The sequence below is a fragment of the Allostreptomyces psammosilenae genome (assembly GCF_013407765.1).
GTDB classification, from domain to species: Bacteria; Actinomycetota; Actinomycetes; order Streptomycetales; family Streptomycetaceae; genus Allostreptomyces; species Allostreptomyces psammosilenae.
In genome coordinates, this window is sequence record NZ_JACBZD010000001.1 from 2,219,646 (window position 1) to 2,236,210 (window position 16,565).

The 16,565-nt window shown below is 74.0% G+C and carries 13 protein-coding genes and 1 pseudogene; 7 read left to right on the top strand and 7 right to left on the bottom strand.

Translation table 11 applies throughout. The features are described 5' to 3' along the window. Positions 1-72: 72 nt before the first annotated feature. The 4 genes from FHU37_RS09030 (at position 73) to FHU37_RS09045 (ending at position 7,600) form a co-directional block, all read left to right on the top strand. On the top strand, positions 73-3,039 hold the full coding sequence (locus FHU37_RS09030; RefSeq protein ID WP_312892511.1) for a lantibiotic dehydratase: 2,967 nt from the start codon (positions 73-75) through the stop codon (positions 3,037-3,039). Next, positions 3,036-4,304 (top strand): lanthionine synthetase C family protein, encoded by a 1,269-nt coding sequence (locus tag FHU37_RS09035; protein WP_179813700.1) that lies wholly within the window; start codon positions 3,036-3,038, stop codon positions 4,302-4,304. Before FHU37_RS09030 ends, FHU37_RS09035 begins: the two co-directional genes overlap by 4 nt. A gap of 25 nt (positions 4,305-4,329) precedes the next feature. Next, complete coding sequence (gene fxlM, locus FHU37_RS09040; protein ID WP_179813701.1) at positions 4,330-6,411, top strand: methyltransferase, FxLD system; 2,082 nt, start codon at positions 4,330-4,332, stop codon at positions 6,409-6,411. A gap of 85 nt (positions 6,412-6,496) precedes the next feature. After that, positions 6,497-7,600: a hypothetical protein gene (locus tag FHU37_RS09045; protein WP_179813702.1), complete on the top strand. Its 1,104-nt coding sequence runs from the start codon at positions 6,497-6,499 to the stop codon at positions 7,598-7,600. 200 nt (positions 7,601-7,800) lie between these two features. Here FHU37_RS09045 and FHU37_RS09050 read toward each other — a convergent pair whose 3' ends face one another. The 3 genes and pseudogenes from FHU37_RS09050 to FHU37_RS09060 all read right to left on the bottom strand — a co-directional run. After that, positions 7,801-8,844 (bottom strand): extracellular catalytic domain type 1 short-chain-length polyhydroxyalkanoate depolymerase, encoded by a 1,044-nt coding sequence (locus FHU37_RS09050; RefSeq protein ID WP_179813703.1) that lies wholly within the window; start codon positions 8,842-8,844, stop codon positions 7,801-7,803. A gap of 181 nt (positions 8,845-9,025) precedes the next feature. Then, on the bottom strand, positions 9,026-9,802 hold the full coding sequence (locus FHU37_RS09055; RefSeq protein WP_179813704.1) for a siderophore-interacting protein: 777 nt from the start codon (positions 9,800-9,802) through the stop codon (positions 9,026-9,028). A gap of 144 nt (positions 9,803-9,946) precedes the next feature. After that, a pseudogene (locus FHU37_RS09060) lies at positions 9,947-10,423 on the bottom strand (GNAT family N-acetyltransferase); the annotation flags it as partial. Positions 10,424-10,631: 208 nt separating this feature from the next. Here FHU37_RS09060 and FHU37_RS09065 point away from each other — a divergent pair. After that, positions 10,632-10,799: a hypothetical protein gene (locus FHU37_RS09065; RefSeq protein ID WP_179813706.1), complete on the top strand. Its 168-nt coding sequence runs from the start codon at positions 10,632-10,634 to the stop codon at positions 10,797-10,799. 61 nt (positions 10,800-10,860) lie between these two features. Here the strand turns inward: FHU37_RS09065 and FHU37_RS09070 are convergent, their stop codons facing one another. Beyond that, positions 10,861-11,706 (bottom strand): PhzF family protein, encoded by an 846-nt coding sequence (locus FHU37_RS09070; protein WP_179813707.1) that lies wholly within the window; start codon positions 11,704-11,706, stop codon positions 10,861-10,863. A 53-nt stretch (positions 11,707-11,759) separates the two neighbouring features. After that, positions 11,760-13,106, bottom strand: coding sequence for an Nramp family divalent metal transporter (locus FHU37_RS09075; RefSeq protein WP_179816129.1), 1,347 nt, complete (start codon positions 13,104-13,106; stop codon positions 11,760-11,762). A gap of 237 nt (positions 13,107-13,343) precedes the next feature. On the opposite strand from FHU37_RS09075, the gene FHU37_RS09080 reads away from it, so the two are divergent. Continuing rightward, a complete protein-coding gene (locus FHU37_RS09080) occupies positions 13,344-14,258 on the top strand; it encodes a patatin-like phospholipase family protein (RefSeq protein ID WP_179813708.1) in 915 nt (304 codons plus the stop codon). A 39-nt stretch (positions 14,259-14,297) separates the two neighbouring features. Here FHU37_RS09080 and FHU37_RS09085 read toward each other — a convergent pair whose 3' ends face one another. Further along, positions 14,298-14,687, bottom strand: coding sequence for a MerR family transcriptional regulator (locus FHU37_RS09085; protein WP_446680299.1), 390 nt, complete (start codon positions 14,685-14,687; stop codon positions 14,298-14,300). 252 nt (positions 14,688-14,939) lie between these two features. Here FHU37_RS09085 and FHU37_RS09090 point away from each other — a divergent pair, with 252 nt between their 5' ends. Continuing rightward, positions 14,940-15,818 carry a GNAT family N-acetyltransferase gene (locus tag FHU37_RS09090; protein WP_179813710.1) on the top strand — a complete coding sequence of 293 codons (879 nt, stop codon included), beginning with the start codon at positions 14,940-14,942 and terminating at the stop codon, positions 15,816-15,818. Positions 15,819-15,910: 92 nt separating this feature from the next. Here FHU37_RS09090 and FHU37_RS09095 read toward each other — a convergent pair whose 3' ends face one another. Next, positions 15,911-16,513 (bottom strand): GNAT family N-acetyltransferase, encoded by a 603-nt coding sequence (locus tag FHU37_RS09095; protein WP_179813711.1) that lies wholly within the window; start codon positions 16,511-16,513, stop codon positions 15,911-15,913. Positions 16,514-16,565: the final 52 nt, after the last annotated feature.

The window sequence follows — 16,565 nt, forward strand, 5'->3', positions numbered from 1 at the left end:
CTCGTACGAGCCATTGCTCGGCCGGCACCGCCGTCTGCGCTACCTGACCTCGGCGATCGCTCTCCCGACGGCGTGGTCTCCTGCGTCACGTGGCTGCGCAAGGTATGGGCGAACAGCGACCTCGCCGAAGCCCTGGAGCACGCGAGCCCGGTCCTGGCCGCGCGAGTACGGGCGGTATGCACGGCCAATGAGCCGTCAACACGCGACGCGCGGCGTACGGCGCTGTCCGTGGCTCGCTACCTCCTGCGTTCCCAGCACCGGGCGACGCCGTTCGGGCTCTTCGCCGGTGTGACCATCGCGAGGTTCGGTCCTCGGGCGGGCGCACGCTGGGGTGTGGAGCATGTGGCCGTCGGCCATGCGGGCGCGGAGTGGTTGGCCGCCGTCGTCAAGAGGCTGGAGTCCTGCCCCGACCTCCTCGAACGGCTGTCCGTGGTCGTCAACAACACCGTGACGAACCGCGGTGACCGGCTCGTCGTGCCGTTTCAATCCGATGCCCGAAACGGTCGGACTCGTGCGGTCGAGGTGTCCCTCGCTCTGACCGAGCCCGTGCGCGCGGTCCTCGCCGCGGCGCGGGCACCTGTCCGGGTGGGTGCGCTCGCGGACAAGCTCCGGGCGGAGTTCCCCGAGGCGGGACCGGAGAAGGTAGACCGGCTGCTGGTGGAGCTGATCCAGCGGCGCGTACTGATCACGAGTTTGCATGCGCCGAGCACCGAGACCGACGCCCTCCGACATCTGATCGACCAGCTCGACCTGATCGACGCCGATACGCTCCCCCCGGTCGCGGAGACGGTGCGCGAGCTCCGGACGATCCGGACAGGTCTGAAGGAGTGCGCTTCGCGCGGCGGGCGGGACAGGGTCGCAGCGCGGATGAAGGCCCTCGTACCGGATCTGCGCCGCCACCCTGTCGCGCTCGACCTGCGCTTGGACGCTCAGCTCGTACTGCCGGACGCGGTCGCCCGCGAGATCGAGCGCGCCGCCCTGATCCTCACCCGAGTCAGTGCCCGCCCGTACGGCACCGCGGCGTGGGGTGCGTACCACCAGCGCTTCTACGAGCGTTACGGCATCGGCACGATGGTGCCACTCCAGGAAGTCGTCACGGACAGCGGCACCGGCTATCCCGACGGCTATCCGGGCACCCCGCCTGGCGCGCGCCGGCCACGCGTCTCCGCTCGGGATGACACCCTGGTACGGCTCGCGCAGGCCGCCGCGCTCGACGGCCGCAACGAGGTGGTCCTCACCGACGAGTTGATCGACGCCCTGGACGTAGGGCCCGACGAACCACGTATGCCGCCGCACCTGGAGGTCGGGGTGCGGGTTCACGCCGCAAGCGTGGGTGAGCTGCAGCGCGGGCGGTTCCGGCTGGAGGTCGTGAGCGTGTCCCGCGGCCTCGGCGTCTCCACGGGCCGGTTCCTCAGCGTCCTGGCCCCGGCCGACCGGGAGGCCCTGGCCGCCGAGTTGGCTGACCTTCCGACCGCCGACAGCAACACCGTGCCCGCGCAGCTCTCCTTTCCGCCGCTCCTGCCCGAGAGCGCCCACGTCACGCGCGCCCCGCGAGTCCTGCCGACCGTGATCAGCCTCCGGGAACACCGCGCCCTCACCGAAGAGGTCCTCACGCCTGCGGATCTGGCGGTGGGGTGCGACGGCCGCCGCATGTACCTGGCTGCCCCCGGGCGCGGCCAGCGCATCGAGGCCGTCGGGATGCACGCGCTGAACCTCCACACGCACACTCCGCCGCTGGTGCGATTCCTCATCGAGTTGTCCCGCGCTCAATGCGTGCAGGTCACAGTGTTCGACTGGGGCGCCGCAGCGGCGATGCCGTTCCTACCGCGCCTGCGGTACGGGCGCACGGTGCTCGCCCTGGCCCGCTGGCGACTGGAGGCGTCAGAGCTGCCCGGCCGCGCACGCCCTCGGGCCGAATGGGACGCCGCCCTCACCGACTGGCGGGCCCGGCGCAGGCTGCCTCGGAGGGTCTCCCTCGTGGAGGACGACCGATGCCTCTTCTTCGACCTCGACCAGGCCGGCCACCGGACCCTGCTGCGCCACCACCTCGACCGAGTGGGCCTCGCCGTGCTCGTTGAGGCCGCGAAACCGGAGGCGTACGGCTGGTGCAGCGGTCGCGCCCACGAGGTGGTCGTGCCGCTCAGGGCGATCCGGCCGCCTGCGTGGCCAGCGCTGCCCGCCCCCACCCCGGCCCGCGCCCTCTCCCCGGCCCAGATGCAGACCCCGGCCGCTTCGTCGGTGCTCCTGGCCGCCTTGTACGGAGACGCTCGCCGCCAGAACACCCTGCTCTCCCGCCACTTGCCTGATCTCCTTGGACGGCTCGGCGGCCCGCCCTGGTGGTTCATCCGCTTCCGTGACCCCGAACAGCACCTGCGCCTGCGCATCGCGCTCTCCGCCCCGGAGGCGTTCACCGAGACGGCTCGAACGGTAAGCGCGTGGGCCGACGAGCTGCGCGGCGCCGGTCTGCTGGCGGACCTGCGCTATCCCACCTCCTACCGAGAGATGGGCCGCTGGGGCTCCGGCGGGGCATGGGACGCGGCCGAGGAGGTGTTCCGGGCGGACTCGCGGGCCATCCTGACCCAACTCTCCCAGCCACGGCGCCCCCACGAGCGCACGCTGGTGGCAGCCCACACCGTCTCTATCGCCTCCGCGTTCCTCGGCAGCACCCAAGCCGGGATGCGCTGGCTGATCGACCACATCCCGCCCACAGCCCCAGCGCCCGTACCGCGCCCGCAGTTCACCGATGCCGTACGTCTGGCCGACCCAGGCGACGACTGGACGGCACTGCGTGGCGCCTCAGGAGGAGCGGCCATCGTGTCGGCGTGGGCCGATCGCGACGCGGCGCTCGCTGCCTACCGGCGGCACCTGCCGGGGCCCCACACGCAGGGCATCGCCCTCGACGACGTCCTGACCTCGCTACTGCACGTCCACTTCGTACGGCACATCGCCGTGAACTTCCCCGAAGAAGAGATCTGCCTCCACCTCGCCCGCGCTGCCGCCCTCGCCTGGACAGCCCGCACCACTGGGAGGACACCGTGACCGCACAGGCCGCGCTGGACCTGGCCGACGCCATCGCCGAACAGCTCGCCGATCCCCACAGGGCGCTCCCCGGGCCAGCGGTTTCACGTCGGCAGCACCTCGCTCATGGCCTCCCCGGCATCGCGCTCCTGCACATCGAGCGGGCTGCAGCCGGGATCGGATCGTGGCAGCGCGCCCACGACTGGCTCGCCGCCGCCTCCCGGGAACCGCTCACCAGCGGCCCTGACAGCCACCCCTTCTACGGGGCACCCGCCTTCGCGCACGCACTGGCCTGCGCCGCCGACCACCTGCCCGGCGCCTACCGGCGCGCTCTTGACACTCTCGACCGGCAGTTGGCGGCCGACGTGGGCCACCGCGTCGGCGCCGCTCACCGCCGTATGGATGCCGGGCGCCTCCCAGCGCTCGCCGAGTTCGACACCATCCGGGGCCTGACCGGCTACGGCGCCTACCTCCTGCGCCGCGACGCCGGCGCCCCCACCCTGCTCGCCATCCTCGAATACTGCGTACGCCTCACCCGACCGATCACGTGCGCCGGAGAGACCCTGCCGGGCTGGTGGACGGCTACGGGGCCCTCAGGCCGCCCGGACAACCGTTTCCCAGGCGGGCACGCCAACAGCGGCATGGCGCACGGCATCGGCGGCGTGCTCGCGCTGCTGGCGCTCGCCGCCCGGCACGGCACCTGCGTCAACGGCCACAGCGAAGCACTGCGCCGGATCCTGGCGTGGCTGGACCGCTGGCCAGAGGACGCTGGCCGAGGCCCAGCCTGGCCGTACTGGGTCACCCGGCGCGAGTTGCGCAGCGGCCACCGCGCCCCGTCCGCGCCGCGGCGGCCGTCCTGGTGCTACGGCACCGCCGGTCTCGCCCGCGCCCAACAACTAGCCGCGCTTGCTCTTGGCGACCCCCGCCGCCAGGTGTACGCCGAGAACGCGCTCGTGGCCGCGCTCACCGACCCCGCCCAGCTCAAGGCCACGACGGACAACGGCCTATGCCACGGGTTCGCCGGCCTTGCCCACCTCGCCGCCCGCGCGGCCGACGACGCTCATCCCTCGACCATCGGACAGCTCCGCGCCACGATCCCGGCACTCCTGGCCGCAGTCCACCCGCCGGGCACCGATCCGACACACGCCGCCACGAGGCTCATGCAGGACGGGGGGCGCGGCCCCGGCCTCCTCGACGGCGCAGCCGGCATCGGCCTGGCTCTCCTCGCATCCAGCACCGCCGCACCGCCCCGAACCCCCTGGGACGCCTGCCTGCTCATCGCCTGACTCCGTCACCACGAAGGACCCCTGCATGCCCCCGGACCGCTGGCAGCAACACAACATCACCTTCTCTGACCGCGAGAGCGCTCAGCGCGCCATCTCCGAACGCATCGTCCCTGTCCTCTTCACGGCCGAACGGGACAGGCAGCTCACCGGCTGGTGGTTCATGAACAAGCAGCCCTGGCCGCTGCGGTACCGCGCTGACCAGCCCTCAGCAGCCGTCGAAACGCTGCTGAGTGACCTCGTCCAGGACGGCACGGCCATGTCGTGGCTGCCCCACATCTATGAGCCCGAGACGGATGCCTTCGGCGGGACCGAGGCCATGGAAGTCGCTCACGAGCTGTTCCACCAGGACAGCCGCCACCTCCTTGGCTACCGGCCCGGCCTGGGGAACCTTGGGCACCGGGAAACCGCCGTGCTGCTGGCGAGCACGATGATGCGGGCGGCCGGCCTGGACTGGTTCGAGCAGGGCGGCGTGTGGGCGAAGGTCGCTGCGCTCCGGCCGGCCACTGGCCCCCTGTCCTCCGAGCGAGCCACCGAACTGAGCCGCGCGATGCGGAAGCTGATGACCGTAGACGCCCATAGCCTGTGTCGCCCGAGTGGCCCCCTTGCCGGGCACGACGGCTGGGTGGCGGCATTCGCGCGGGCGGGTGCCTCGCTGGCTGCCCTGGCCCATCGTGGTGCTCTCACTCGTGGTCTGCGCGCCGTCATCGCCCACCACGTGATCTTCCACTCCAATCGCGCCGGTCTCCTCTGGGGAGACCAAGGCGCCCTGTCCACCATCGCACGAGAGGTAGTCATGGGATCGAGTGACGACACCGCGTCTCCCGCTGAGGCAACGACCGAGACCGATAGCGTCGGCGCGGTGAACCCCGACACGATCGCCACCCCCACGGCGGACGCCGAGCGCCTCCGCAACGCCCTGGTCGACCGGCTTCGCGCGGACGGGCACGCTCGCACGCCCGACGTCGAGAATGCGCTGCGGACCGTGCCGCGCCATGCGTTCGTGCCCGATGCGTCGCTCGAAGACGCCTACGCCAACGCACCGGTGCACATCAAGTACGACACCGACGGCACCTCGATCTCCTGCGCCTCCCAGCCGGGCGTCGTCGCACTCATGCTGGACCAGCTCGACGCCCAGCCCGGCCAGCGCATCCTGGAAGTCGGCGCCGGCACCGGCTACAACGCGGCTCTGCTCGCTCACCTGGTCGGCGACAGCGGACACGTGACCACACTCGACGTCGACGACGACCTCGTGGAGGGTGCCCGCGCGCACCTCACCGCCGCCGGGATCACCAACGTCAAGGCCGTAACCCGCGATGGAGCCCTCGGCTACGCCGAAGGAGCGCCGTACGACCGGATCATCGCCACCGTCGGCGCGCACGGCGTGCCGCACGCCTGGCTGCAGCAGCTCGCGCCCGGCGGGCGGCTCCTCGTCCCCCAGCGCCTCAAGGGCACCGTGTCCCGTTCCATCGCCTACGAGCAGCGCGACGGCCGTTGGGTGTCCCTCGGCAGCGAGATGAACACCTTCATGCCGCTCCGTCGCGGCATCGCCGACGACGACCGCCGCGTCATCCCACTCAGCGCGGACGGCACCGTCCGGCTTCAGGCCCCCGCCGGTCAGAACATCGACGCCGACGCGCTCAGCGGCGTCCTGGAGCAGCCGCGCACCGAGGAGTGGACCGGCACGACGGTCCGCGCCATGGAGTCACCGGAGTGGATGGAGCTGTACGTGACCTGCTCCCTTCCCTCCGGCCTGATCCGGATGCTGTTCCCCCGGAGCGCCAAGGGCACTCTGCTCACGGAGGACCCCTACCCCTCGTCGACCGCGGCCGTCGACAAGGGTGCCGTCGCGTACCTCACCCGGCGCCTGTCTGCGGAGAGGACTCCCGAGGGCGGCAAGCTCTGGGAGTTCGGCGTCATCGGCCACGGACCCGGCAGCGGTGAGCTGGCCGCGCAGGTCGCCGACGCCGTCCGCACCTGGGACCGCGAGTACCGCGGCCGTGAGGCCACGTTCGGAATCCAGCCCCTCGACGCCCCCGCCATCAGCCGGCGCCCGGGCCTCTTCGCTTTCGACACGCCGCTGAACCGCATCGTCGTCGACTGGCAGTGACGCCCACGTGTGGCGGACGGTGGCCGTCGGCGCACGGCTGGCGGGCACCGTCGTCCCAGTGTTCTCACTCACGCCCGGGGGACCCATGGACCCGCACGGACTCACAGCCCGACGCTTCCCGCTCGTCGCCCGATTCCGGCCTCCCTGTCTGCCCTTGCCCACGCGGGTGCGCGGTCTCCTTGAACTTGCCGACACGGCGGTGAAGAAGAGCGACCAAGGGCTCGCATCGGCCGTCTACAACCAGGCCGCGCTCATCGCCTCCGATCTCGACCTCCCCGACCTCGCCCGCGAGATGTGCCACCGGCACGCCGCCGCCTACCTTCACGCCTGCCCCCTGCCTGGCATGAGCGCCATCCGAGGGCTGGAACCGGTCGTCAACCTCGCCCGCCTCCAGATCCGCGCTGGCCGCGCAGACGAGGGACGTCAGCGACTGCTCGACCTGTATGCGGCGGTCGAGGCGGGCGCAGCCACCCAGTTCGAGGGCGTCACCGTACCGGTGGATCTCACCGCGACCGACGGGGACCACCACGAGGTCCGCAGGTGGCTATGGCGGGTCCTCCTCGCCGACGGCACGCGCGCCCTCACCACCCAGGGACGTTGGGCCGAGGCCCTGACGCATGTCGAAGCCCACCGCGGCGTAGGCAGACGGATGCTCGACGGCCGCCAAGTCGCTGTTCTGGCCACCCTCGTCACAGGCGATGTGGCACAGGCGGCCACTCTCATCGCGGACACGGTGCACGGCGACTCTTGGGAGCAAGCCGTCACGGCATGCCTGACCGTCCTGTGCCGCCGCGACGCCGGTGAACCGGTCGATGGCCACCTGGCGGACGTGGCTGCTTCCTATCTTGAGCGGCAGGCCGAACCCGGGATGACCGTCTTCGATATTCGGCTCGGCCTTACCCTCCTCGACGCGATCGGCTCCGCCGATCGGCCCGCCGCGCACCGGATCGTCAAGGATCTCCATCGCAGGACGACAGACGCCGAAGACGGCTACGCGGCTCGCGAGAATCTGGCGCACCCCCTGTTCACCGCGATCGCCACGGAACAGCAAGCACAGGACTGCCGTGCGCTCGTGCGGACCTGTGCCCTCGGCGGAGGGATCCTCCCGGACGAGTTGCGGGGAGAACTGACGGCGGCCCTGCGTGCCAGCGACACCGTGATCCGGAAAGGTCTCGGCCGTAGAAGCTGACGTGTCCGCAATCAACTGCTCGATCACCTCGGGCACCTCGCACTCGTCGAAGACGAAAGACGAGGAGCCTTCCGCCGACGAGCGGCGGGGGTCGGGTCGGTGTGCTGGGTGGGCGACGACGGGGAGCACGGCCGGCGTGGTCCGCGCGTGCCGGCCGTGCTCCCGCTCCCGTCACCGGATCCGTCGGGCCCGGCGGGCCGTCAGCCCAGCCCCCAGGTGTGGCCGAGGTGGTACGCCGCGCAGAGGTTGACGTCCAGGATGTACGCCCCGGTGGTGCCGCACTGGGTGGTGCCGGTTCCCGGGTCGACCGGCTGGCCGTGTCCCATGCCGGTGAGGGAGTACGTCTCCACGGCCGGCCGGCCCGCGGTGTCGTGGTAGACGCGGTGGGGGTATCCGGCGACGGTGTCGCTGACGTCGGCCGTGGCGTCCGTGCCGTGCACGTTGGTCCACTGGGCGACCAGTTCGGTCATGTTGGCGGGGACGACGGTGTAGTCGGCGGTGCCGTGGAGCACCGTCAGCCGCGGCCAGGGGCCGGTGTGCGGGCTGGCGGCGCGCACCAGGTCGCCCCAGTGGTCGGCGGTGCGCGGCACGCTCCCGTACATGCACAGGTAGGGGGTGCCCGCGGTCTGCGCGCACCGGTAGGGCAGCCCGGCCACGACGCCGCCGGCGGCGAAGACCTCCGGGTAGGTGGCCATCATCACCGCGGTCATGGCGCCGCCGGCGGACAGCCCGGTGACGTGGATCCGCGAGCGGTCGGTGCCCAGGTCGACGACCATCCGCTCAACCATCTGCCGGATGGAGAGCGCCTCCCCCGACCCGCGGCTGTTGTCGCCGGTCAGGAACCAGTTGAAGCAGGAGGTCAGGTTGTTGGCGGCGGTCTGCTGGGGCAGCAGCACGGCGAAGCCCCAGCGGTCGGCGAGCCGCGTCCAGCCGGAGCCGGTGCCGTAGCCGGAGGCGTTCTGGGTGCAGCCGTGCATGGCGACGACCAGCGGGCGGCCCGGCGGCAGCCCGTCCGGGACGTAGCGGAACATCCGCAGTGCGCCGGGGTTGGAGCCGAAGCCGGTGACCTCCTGTATGGAGGCGGCGTGCGCGGTGGGCGCGGGGGCGAGCAGCGCCCCGAGCGTGAGCAGCAGGGTCGCCAGCGCGCCGAGGGCCCGCGGCCGTCGGCGCGGAGCGGGCGGCGCGCCCGGCGACGGGCGACGGAACCGGGGAAGCGGGGTGGGCAGGGGCGAGGGAGCGGGCATGGGAACCTCCCGTCCGCGCCGGGCACCGTCGCCCGGCGCGGTGTGATGGGTGTCACATCCAGGTCCGCCGAGATTAAATGTTCATGACATGCCTCACCATGGGCCGGCGCCCCACCGGCGGCCGGGCCGGCATGTGGCCCGGCCACCGGCGTGCCAGACCGGTGCGGCGAACCGGTGGCGACTACCCCTCCGCGGAGCCCAGCTTCCAGTAGCCCGAGGCGTACAGCGACTGCCGCGGCAGCCCGCGCTCGGCCTGGAGGTGCGCGCGCAGGTCGCGCACGGCCGAGGACTCCCCGGCCACCCAGGCGTGACCGTCGCCCTTCCACCAGGTGGCGGCGCGGACGCCCTCCACCAGGGCGCGGCCGGGCGCGTGCCCGGCCGGTTCCCGGTGCAGCCAGACGGTCTCCAGGTCGGCGGCGGTCTCCAGCGGCTGCTCCTCGGCGGCGTCGGCGACCTCCACGAAGGCCCGCGCCCGCACGCCCTCGGGCAGCGCCTCCAGCATGGCGGCGATGGCCGGCAGGGCGGTCTCGTCCCCGGCGAACAGCAGCCAGTCGTGTCCCTCGGTGTGCGGCACGTGCTCGCCGCGCGCCTCCGACACGGCGATCCGCTGGCCGGGCGCGGCCTGCGCGGCCCAGGCGCCGGCGGGGCCGTCCGCGTGCACCACGAAGTCCAGGTCCAGTTCGTCGGGCGCGGTGCGCAGCGCGCGCACGGTGTAGGTGCGGCGCACCGGCCGCAGACCGTCCGGGTTGCCGGGCAGCACCGGCACGCCGCCGGACTCCGCCGTCGGCAGGAAGATCTTGACCCGGGACGCGGGTCCGGCGACGGTGAAGCCGGACAGCGCCGGGCCGCCCAGGGTGACCCGGACCATGCGCGGGGTCAGCCGGCGGGTGCGCAGCACGTCGAGGGTGCGCGGGCCGGGACGGCCGGCGCGCGGGCTGTCGGGGGCGGCTGCGGGCATGGCGGGTCGGTCCTTTCGAAGGGTTGGGCGCGGTGGTCCGGCGGCTTGACCGGACCACCGAAGCGGGCGTGGCGGCACGGTTCGCGGGGCGCCCACGGCGCCGGTCCGTCCGACCGGGCCGGGCCGTCCCCGGACCTTGCGACCCTACCCCTCGGTGGCGGGTGCGGCGGTCCCGGCGGCAGGCAGCGGCTTGGTCCAGCGGGTCCACTCCTCGTTGGGGGCGTAGCCGGCGGTGGCCCAGATCCGGTGGGCGGTCTCGTTGGCGTCCAGCACCATGGCGTCGCCGCGACGTCCGCCCAGCGCGACGAAACGATCCTCCGCGGCCCGCAGCAGGGCGGAGCCGATGCCGCGACGCCGGCGGTCCGGGTCCACGGCCAGCCGGTACAGGTGGCAGCGCCAGCCGTCCCACCCGGCGATGACCGAGCCGACGACCCGCTCGGGCTCCCCGTCGCCCCGCTCCACGGCGAGCAGCAGCGCCTCCGGGTCGCGCCCGATCAGCCGCGCGACGCCGTCGGGGTCGTCGGTGATGCTGGCGCCCTTGGCCCCACGGGCCCACAGGGCGAGCACGGCGGGGACGTCGGCGAAGGTGGCGGTGCGGATCCGGATGGCGTCCATGGTTCTTCCTCGGTCTGACGGGCGCGGGCGGCGGGCGGCGGGCGCCCGGGGGACGTCCCGCGGGTCGGGCGGGGTGCTGGGGGGGCGGGCGGGTGGTGCGTGACCTCCGCCACGCGGTACGCATCGGCGCCATCACCGGTGCGTCACGAACAGGTCTCGGGGGGCGTCCGCCGCTCGGCGCCCGGGTACGGGCGGCGGCGGAGGTGACCGTCTGATGTCCACGAGCGTGCGCGAGCGCCGGAGCGTCCCGGCCGGAACGGGCAGGGCCGGGACGGGACCGGCCCGGGCGGCCGACCCGTCGTCCGGCGAGCGGCTGTGGTCGGCGATCGTCGTGATGGGCGCGCTGGTCGCCCTGGTCGCCGTGCTGGTCGCGACCGGCTGAGCGGCGCGCGCCGGCCGCCGGCGTGCCCCGGTCGCCCGGAGCGGGCCGGCGGCGGCGCGGATCAGGCGGACGGCGCCGCGGCGGCGCCGCGCAGCACGGCGTCCAGGACGGTGACGGCCCGCCCGGTGATGGCCACCCGGTCGCCCCGCAGCTCCAGCTCCAGCCGGCCGCCCCGGGCGGAGGCCTGGTAGGCGGTCAGCCGCCGCGTGCCGAGCCGCTGCGCCCAGTACGGGGCCAGCGCGGTGTGCGCGCTGCCGGTCACCGGGTCCTCGGCGACGCCCACGTTGGGGGCGAAGAACCGGGAGACGAAGTGGTACGGGCCGCCCTCGTCGGCCGCGGCGGTGACGATCACGCCGCGGCCGCCCAGCGCGGCCAGGGCCGTGATGTCCGGGCGCAGCGCGCGCACCGTGGCCTCGTCGGCCACCTCCACCAGCAGGTCGTCGTCGCCGCCCCGGGCGGTGCGCAGCGGCTGGGCGCCCAGCGCCGCGGCGAGGCCCGGCGGGACGGGCGTGTCGGTCGTCGGCCGCGCCGGGAAGTCCAGGGTGACGGCGCCGTCGGCGGCGACCTCGGCGCCCAGCAGGCCGCCGCGGGTGGTGAACCGGAACGGTCCGGCGTGGCCGTCCTCGGCCAGCGCGTGGGCGGTGGCCACCGTGGCGTGCCCGCACAGGTTCACCTCCACGGCGGGCGTGAACCAGCGCAGCGACCAGTCGGCGTCGTCCTGGTCGACCGGGTGGGCGAAGGCGGTCTCGGAGAGGTTCATCTCCGCGGCGACGCCGCGCATCCAGTCCTCGGCGACGGGGCCGTCCAGGATCACCACGGCGGCCGGATTGCCCGCGAAGGGGCGGTCGGTGAAGGCGTCCACGACGCGGATCCGGGTCGCGGTGGGGCTGGTCGCGGGGGTGCTCATGTCGGGGATGCTAACCGGCGGCCGCCTCGCCGATCCACGCGTTTGCCGCCCGCTCACCCGGTGAACAGGCCGATCACCTCGCGGGCGCACAGCACCAGGAACAGTGCGCCGGCCGCGGTCAGCATGGTGTTGCTCAGCCATCCGTTGCGCCACTGCCGGGGGGTGCGGGAGGAGTTCAGCAGCCACAGCAGGGTGCCGGCGAGGAACGGCATGAACAGCGCGCCGATCACCCCGTAGGCGAGGACCAGGGCGAAGGGCCGGTCGACGAACAGCAGGAGCATCGGCGGGAAGGTGAGCCACAGCATGTAGCCGCGGAAGGCGGCCGAGCGCTCCCGGCCGCCCTCGGCGGCCGGGGCGGCCGGGGCGGCCGCGGGCGCCTGCGGGCCCAGCGCCCGGGCGGCGCGCTCGGCGCGCTGGTGCTCCACGAAGTCGGCGACCATCGTGCTGACCCCGTGCCACACGCCGATCAGCGAGGAGAAGGAGGTGGCGAAGAAGCCGATCATGAACAGGGTGGACATCCAGGTCCCGTAGCGGTCGCGCAGGACGTCGGCGAGGTCCAGCAGGCCGGCGTCCCCGGTGGACAGCGCGACCCCGGCGGCGTGCAGCAGTTCCGCGCCGACGATGAGCATCGCGATGACGAAGACGCCGGTGGTCAGGTACGCGATGCGGTTGTCCCAGCGCATCACCGGGATCCAGGCCGGCCCGTGCCAGCCCTTCGCGTTCACCCAGTAGCCGTAGGCCGCCACCGTGATGGTGCCGCCCACGCCGCCGACCAGGCCCAGGGTGTACACCAGGGAGCCGTCCGGGAGCACCGGCACCAACCCGGCGAGCGTGCGCGGGACGTTCGGCACGGTCAGCGCGGCGAGCAGCACCACCACCACGAACATCACGCCGACCAGCACCGTCATGGCCCGTTCGAACACGGCGTAGCGGTTGAACCAGACGAACGCCAGGCCCACCACGCCGGCGGCGACGGCCCACAGCTTCAGGTCGACCGCCGGGAAGAGCGCCGCCAGCGGGAGGGCGGAGGAGGTCATCGCGGTGGCCCCGTAGACGAAGCCCCAGACCACCACGTACCCGACGAAGTACCAGGTGGTCCAGCGGCCGAGGGAGGCCCAGCCGGCGAACAGGGTGCGCCCGGTGGCGAGGTGCCAGCGGCCGGCGGCCTCGGCCAGCGAGATCTTCACCAGGCAGCCCAGGACGGCCGCCCACAGCAGGGTGGTGCCGAACCGGCTGCCGGCGATGAGGGTGGCGACCAGGTCGCCGGCGCCGACCCCGGTGGCCGCGACGACGATGCCGGGGCCGACCAGGCGGAGCCGCGGGGTACCGCCGGGGCCGCCGTCCGCGGCGGGGCCGCGCTCCGGTGGGGTGGAGTCGTCGGCGTTGGACGCGTCAGCGATGGGCCGTACCACGGGACCTCCTCGTCCGGGACTTCGCTCAGCGTGAGGATCCTCCCCCGGTGCCGGGGGGTTCGGAACCCCCCGGGCGAGGTGCGCCGGCCGGGGCCGGCGCGTCCGGCCGTAGGATCGATGGCGTCGGGGCGGCTTCGTCCAGGGGGCGATGCGGTGACACGGCCCGCGCCGACGCGTGTCGACCGGTCCGTGACGGACCGTTGCCAGGGCGGAGGGACTGCACAGATGACGACTGCCTGGGTACTGCCGGGTGGTGGCAGCTACGGAGCGGTTCAGGCGGGCCAGGCCCGTGCCCTGATGGAGGCCGGGATCTTCCCGGACATGGTGCTGGGCACGTCCGTGGGTTCGCTCAACGCCGCCTGGCTGGCGGGCGACCCGACCCGGGAGGGGGTGGAGCGGCTGCGCCGGATGTGGCTGGAGATCCGCCGCACCCAGGCGTTCCCGGTGGATCCGCTGCGGATGCTCGGCGGCGTGCTGCGGCTGCGCAACCACGTGATGGACAACGCGCCGCTGGGGCGCTGGCTGTCCTCGCGGGTGTCGTTCCACAACCTGGAGGACGGGCGGCTGCCGCTGACCGTCACCGCGGTGGACGTGCTCACCGGCGATCCGGTGTACCTGGACCGCGGACCGCTGATCCCCGCCCTGCTGGCCTCCTCGGCGCTGCCGGGGATCTTCCCGCCGGTGGAGATCGACGGGCGCTGGCTGATCGACGGCGGTCTGGCCGCGCACACGCCGGTCACCCGCGCGGTGGACCAGGGGGCCGACCGGGTGTTCGTGCTGCCGTCCTCGGGCACCCAGCCGTTCAGTCTGACGCCGGAGGCGCGTGGTCTGACGGAGCCGCACGGCCGGCCGAGCCCCAGCCCCTCCGAACCGCCGCACACGCCGGCCTCGGTGCGCGCCGCCGCGCTCGGCGCGGCCATCGACACCACGGTGCGGCTGGAGCTGGAGCTGGGCGCCCAGCGCTGCGAACTGTACGTGCTGCCGGCGCCCAACCTGGCGGGGCTGTCGTCGTTCTCCTTCCGCCACGCGCGGCAGCTGATGAACGCCGGGCTGGCGCTGGGCCGGCGGTGGATCGCGGAGGGCGCGCCCCGGGTCGGGCCGGGACCGGTGGCCGTGGACGGCGCTCCGGCGCTGCGCTGAGGCGCCCGGCCCGGCGGGCCGGCCGTCCGTCGGCGGTGGTCAGGGCGTCTCGGCGGCCCGGTAGCCCTCGATCTTGCGGTCGATGGTGAGCAGGGTCTGCTGGAGCTGCGCCACGTGGGCCCGCACCCGGTCGCGGTGCTCCTCCAGCATGCGGCGCCGCTCGGGGCTGGTGTGGTCCCCGGCCCGCATCAGATCGGCGTACCGCACCATGTCGGCGACCGGCATGCCGGTCAGCCGGAGCCGGCCGACGAACTCCAGCCAGCGCAGGTCGCGGTCGCTGTAGCGGCGGCGGCCGGCGTCGGACCGGCCCACCGGGGGCAGCAGCCCGATGCGCTCGTACCAGCGCAGGGTGTGCGCGGTCAGTCCGGTGCGGGCCACCACCTCGCCGATGGTGTGCCGCGGGGTGGTGTCGGCGCCCTCGATGACCACCGGGTCGGCGAGGGGGGCGCAGGGGGCCGCCGCGGGCGCCGGCGCGGCGGCGGTGGCGGTCTGCGCGGCGGGGGTGGGCGTGGCGGCGGGCGCCTGGCTCGGGGCGGTCCGCCGGGAGGCGGCGCCGCCGCGGACCGTCCGGTGCGGCGCGCCCTCGGCGCGGCGCCGGACGGGGACGGAGCTGGTGTGGGTGACGGACATGGTTGCTCCCTCGACGACTCCGCGCGGCGGTCCGGCGTCCACGCTACCGACTTGGAGCGCACTCCAAGCAAGGAGTTCCGTGCCTTGTCCGGGGAGCGGGCGGAGCGCCAGGATGTCCCGGTGGATCTCACCGCCGACGCCCCCCTCGCCCGCATCCTGGAGTTCGAACACCGCCTCGCGCTGCGGTCGGCGTCGACGTGGCTGCCGTGCCCGGGCGGTTTCGCCGTGCTCAGCTCGCGCTATCCGCTCTCCCACTTCCACAACCGACTGGTCGTCACGGCCACCGCCGGGGCCCCCGGCGCCGGCGAGGTGATCGACGCGGCGGACGCGCTGCTCGGCGCGGCCGGTCACCGGCACCGCCAGGTCAGCGTGGTGGACGGCGCCCTGGCCGACGCCTGGGAGCCGGTGTTCGCGGCCGCCGGCTACCTGCGGCAGGACGAACTGGTGATGCTGCGCGACCCCGGGGCGCCGCTGCCGGACGCGGGTGCGGCCCGGGCCGTGCCGTACCGGGTGCTGCGCGACGCCGTGGTGGCCCGCTGGCGCGCGGACCTGCTGGAGGCGACCGGCCGGGAGGCGGTGGAGGCGGCGCGCCAGCTCGCCGACCGGGCCGAACTCGTCCACGCGGCGTGCACGGTGACCCACCACGCCGTGCTGCTGCCGGACGGTTCGCCCGCGGCCCACTGCGACCTGTACCGCGACGCGGGCGTTGCGCAGGTGGAGAACGTGCTCACGCACCACGGCCACGAGCGGCGCGGCCACGCCCGGGCGGTGATCGGCCACGCCCTGGCCACCGCGCTGGCCGGGGACGGTGCGCCCCCGGCGGACCTGGTGTACCTGCGGGCCGACGCGGCGGACTGGCCGCGGCACTTCTACCGGCGGATCGGGTTCCGCCAGATCGCTCGCGGGGCCTCCTTCCTGCGCTTCGGCTGACGGTCGGCCGCGGCGGGTCCCAGCACCCCGTGACGTCGTCGGCCCCAGGGGACGGCGTGGGAGGTGGGTGGTGCTCCTGGAGGAGCCCGATCTCAGCCGCGGGCCAGGCGGGCGGTGAGGCGGTCCCGGGTGGCCGGCCACTCGCTGGCCAGCAGGGAGAACACGACGGTGTCCCGCCAGGTGCCGTCCGGGCGGCGGCGGTGGCGGCGCAGCGTGCCCTCGCGCACCGCGCCGAGGCGGGAGATCGCGGCCTGGGAGCGGGTGTTGCGGTGGTCGGTGCGCAGTTCCACGCGCCCCATGCCCAGGTCGTCGAAGGCGTGGGTGAGCAGCAGCAGCTTGGCCTCGGTGTTGGTGGCGGTGCGCCAGTGGGCGCGGCCGTACCAGGTGGCGCCGATCTCCAGGCGCTCGGCCACCGGGTCGATGTCCAGGTAGTGCGTCCAGCCGACGGCGCGCCCGCCGGCGAGGTCGACGACGGCGAAGCCGACGGCGGTGCCGGCCTCGTACTGCCGGGCGTAGGACCGGTGGGCGGCCAGCAGCTCCTCCTCGGTCATCGGGGTGGGGACGGAGAGCCAGCGCCAGACCTCCGGATCCTGGCCGCCCGCGGCGAACAGCTCCGGGATGTGCGCCTCGGTGACCGGTTCCAGGCGGACGTGACGGCCGGTGAGGACGGTGGGGACGGGTGTCTTGGCAACCATGTGCCCACCCTAGCAGCGTTTGCATGCATACAGACTTGTGTATGTACTAGGT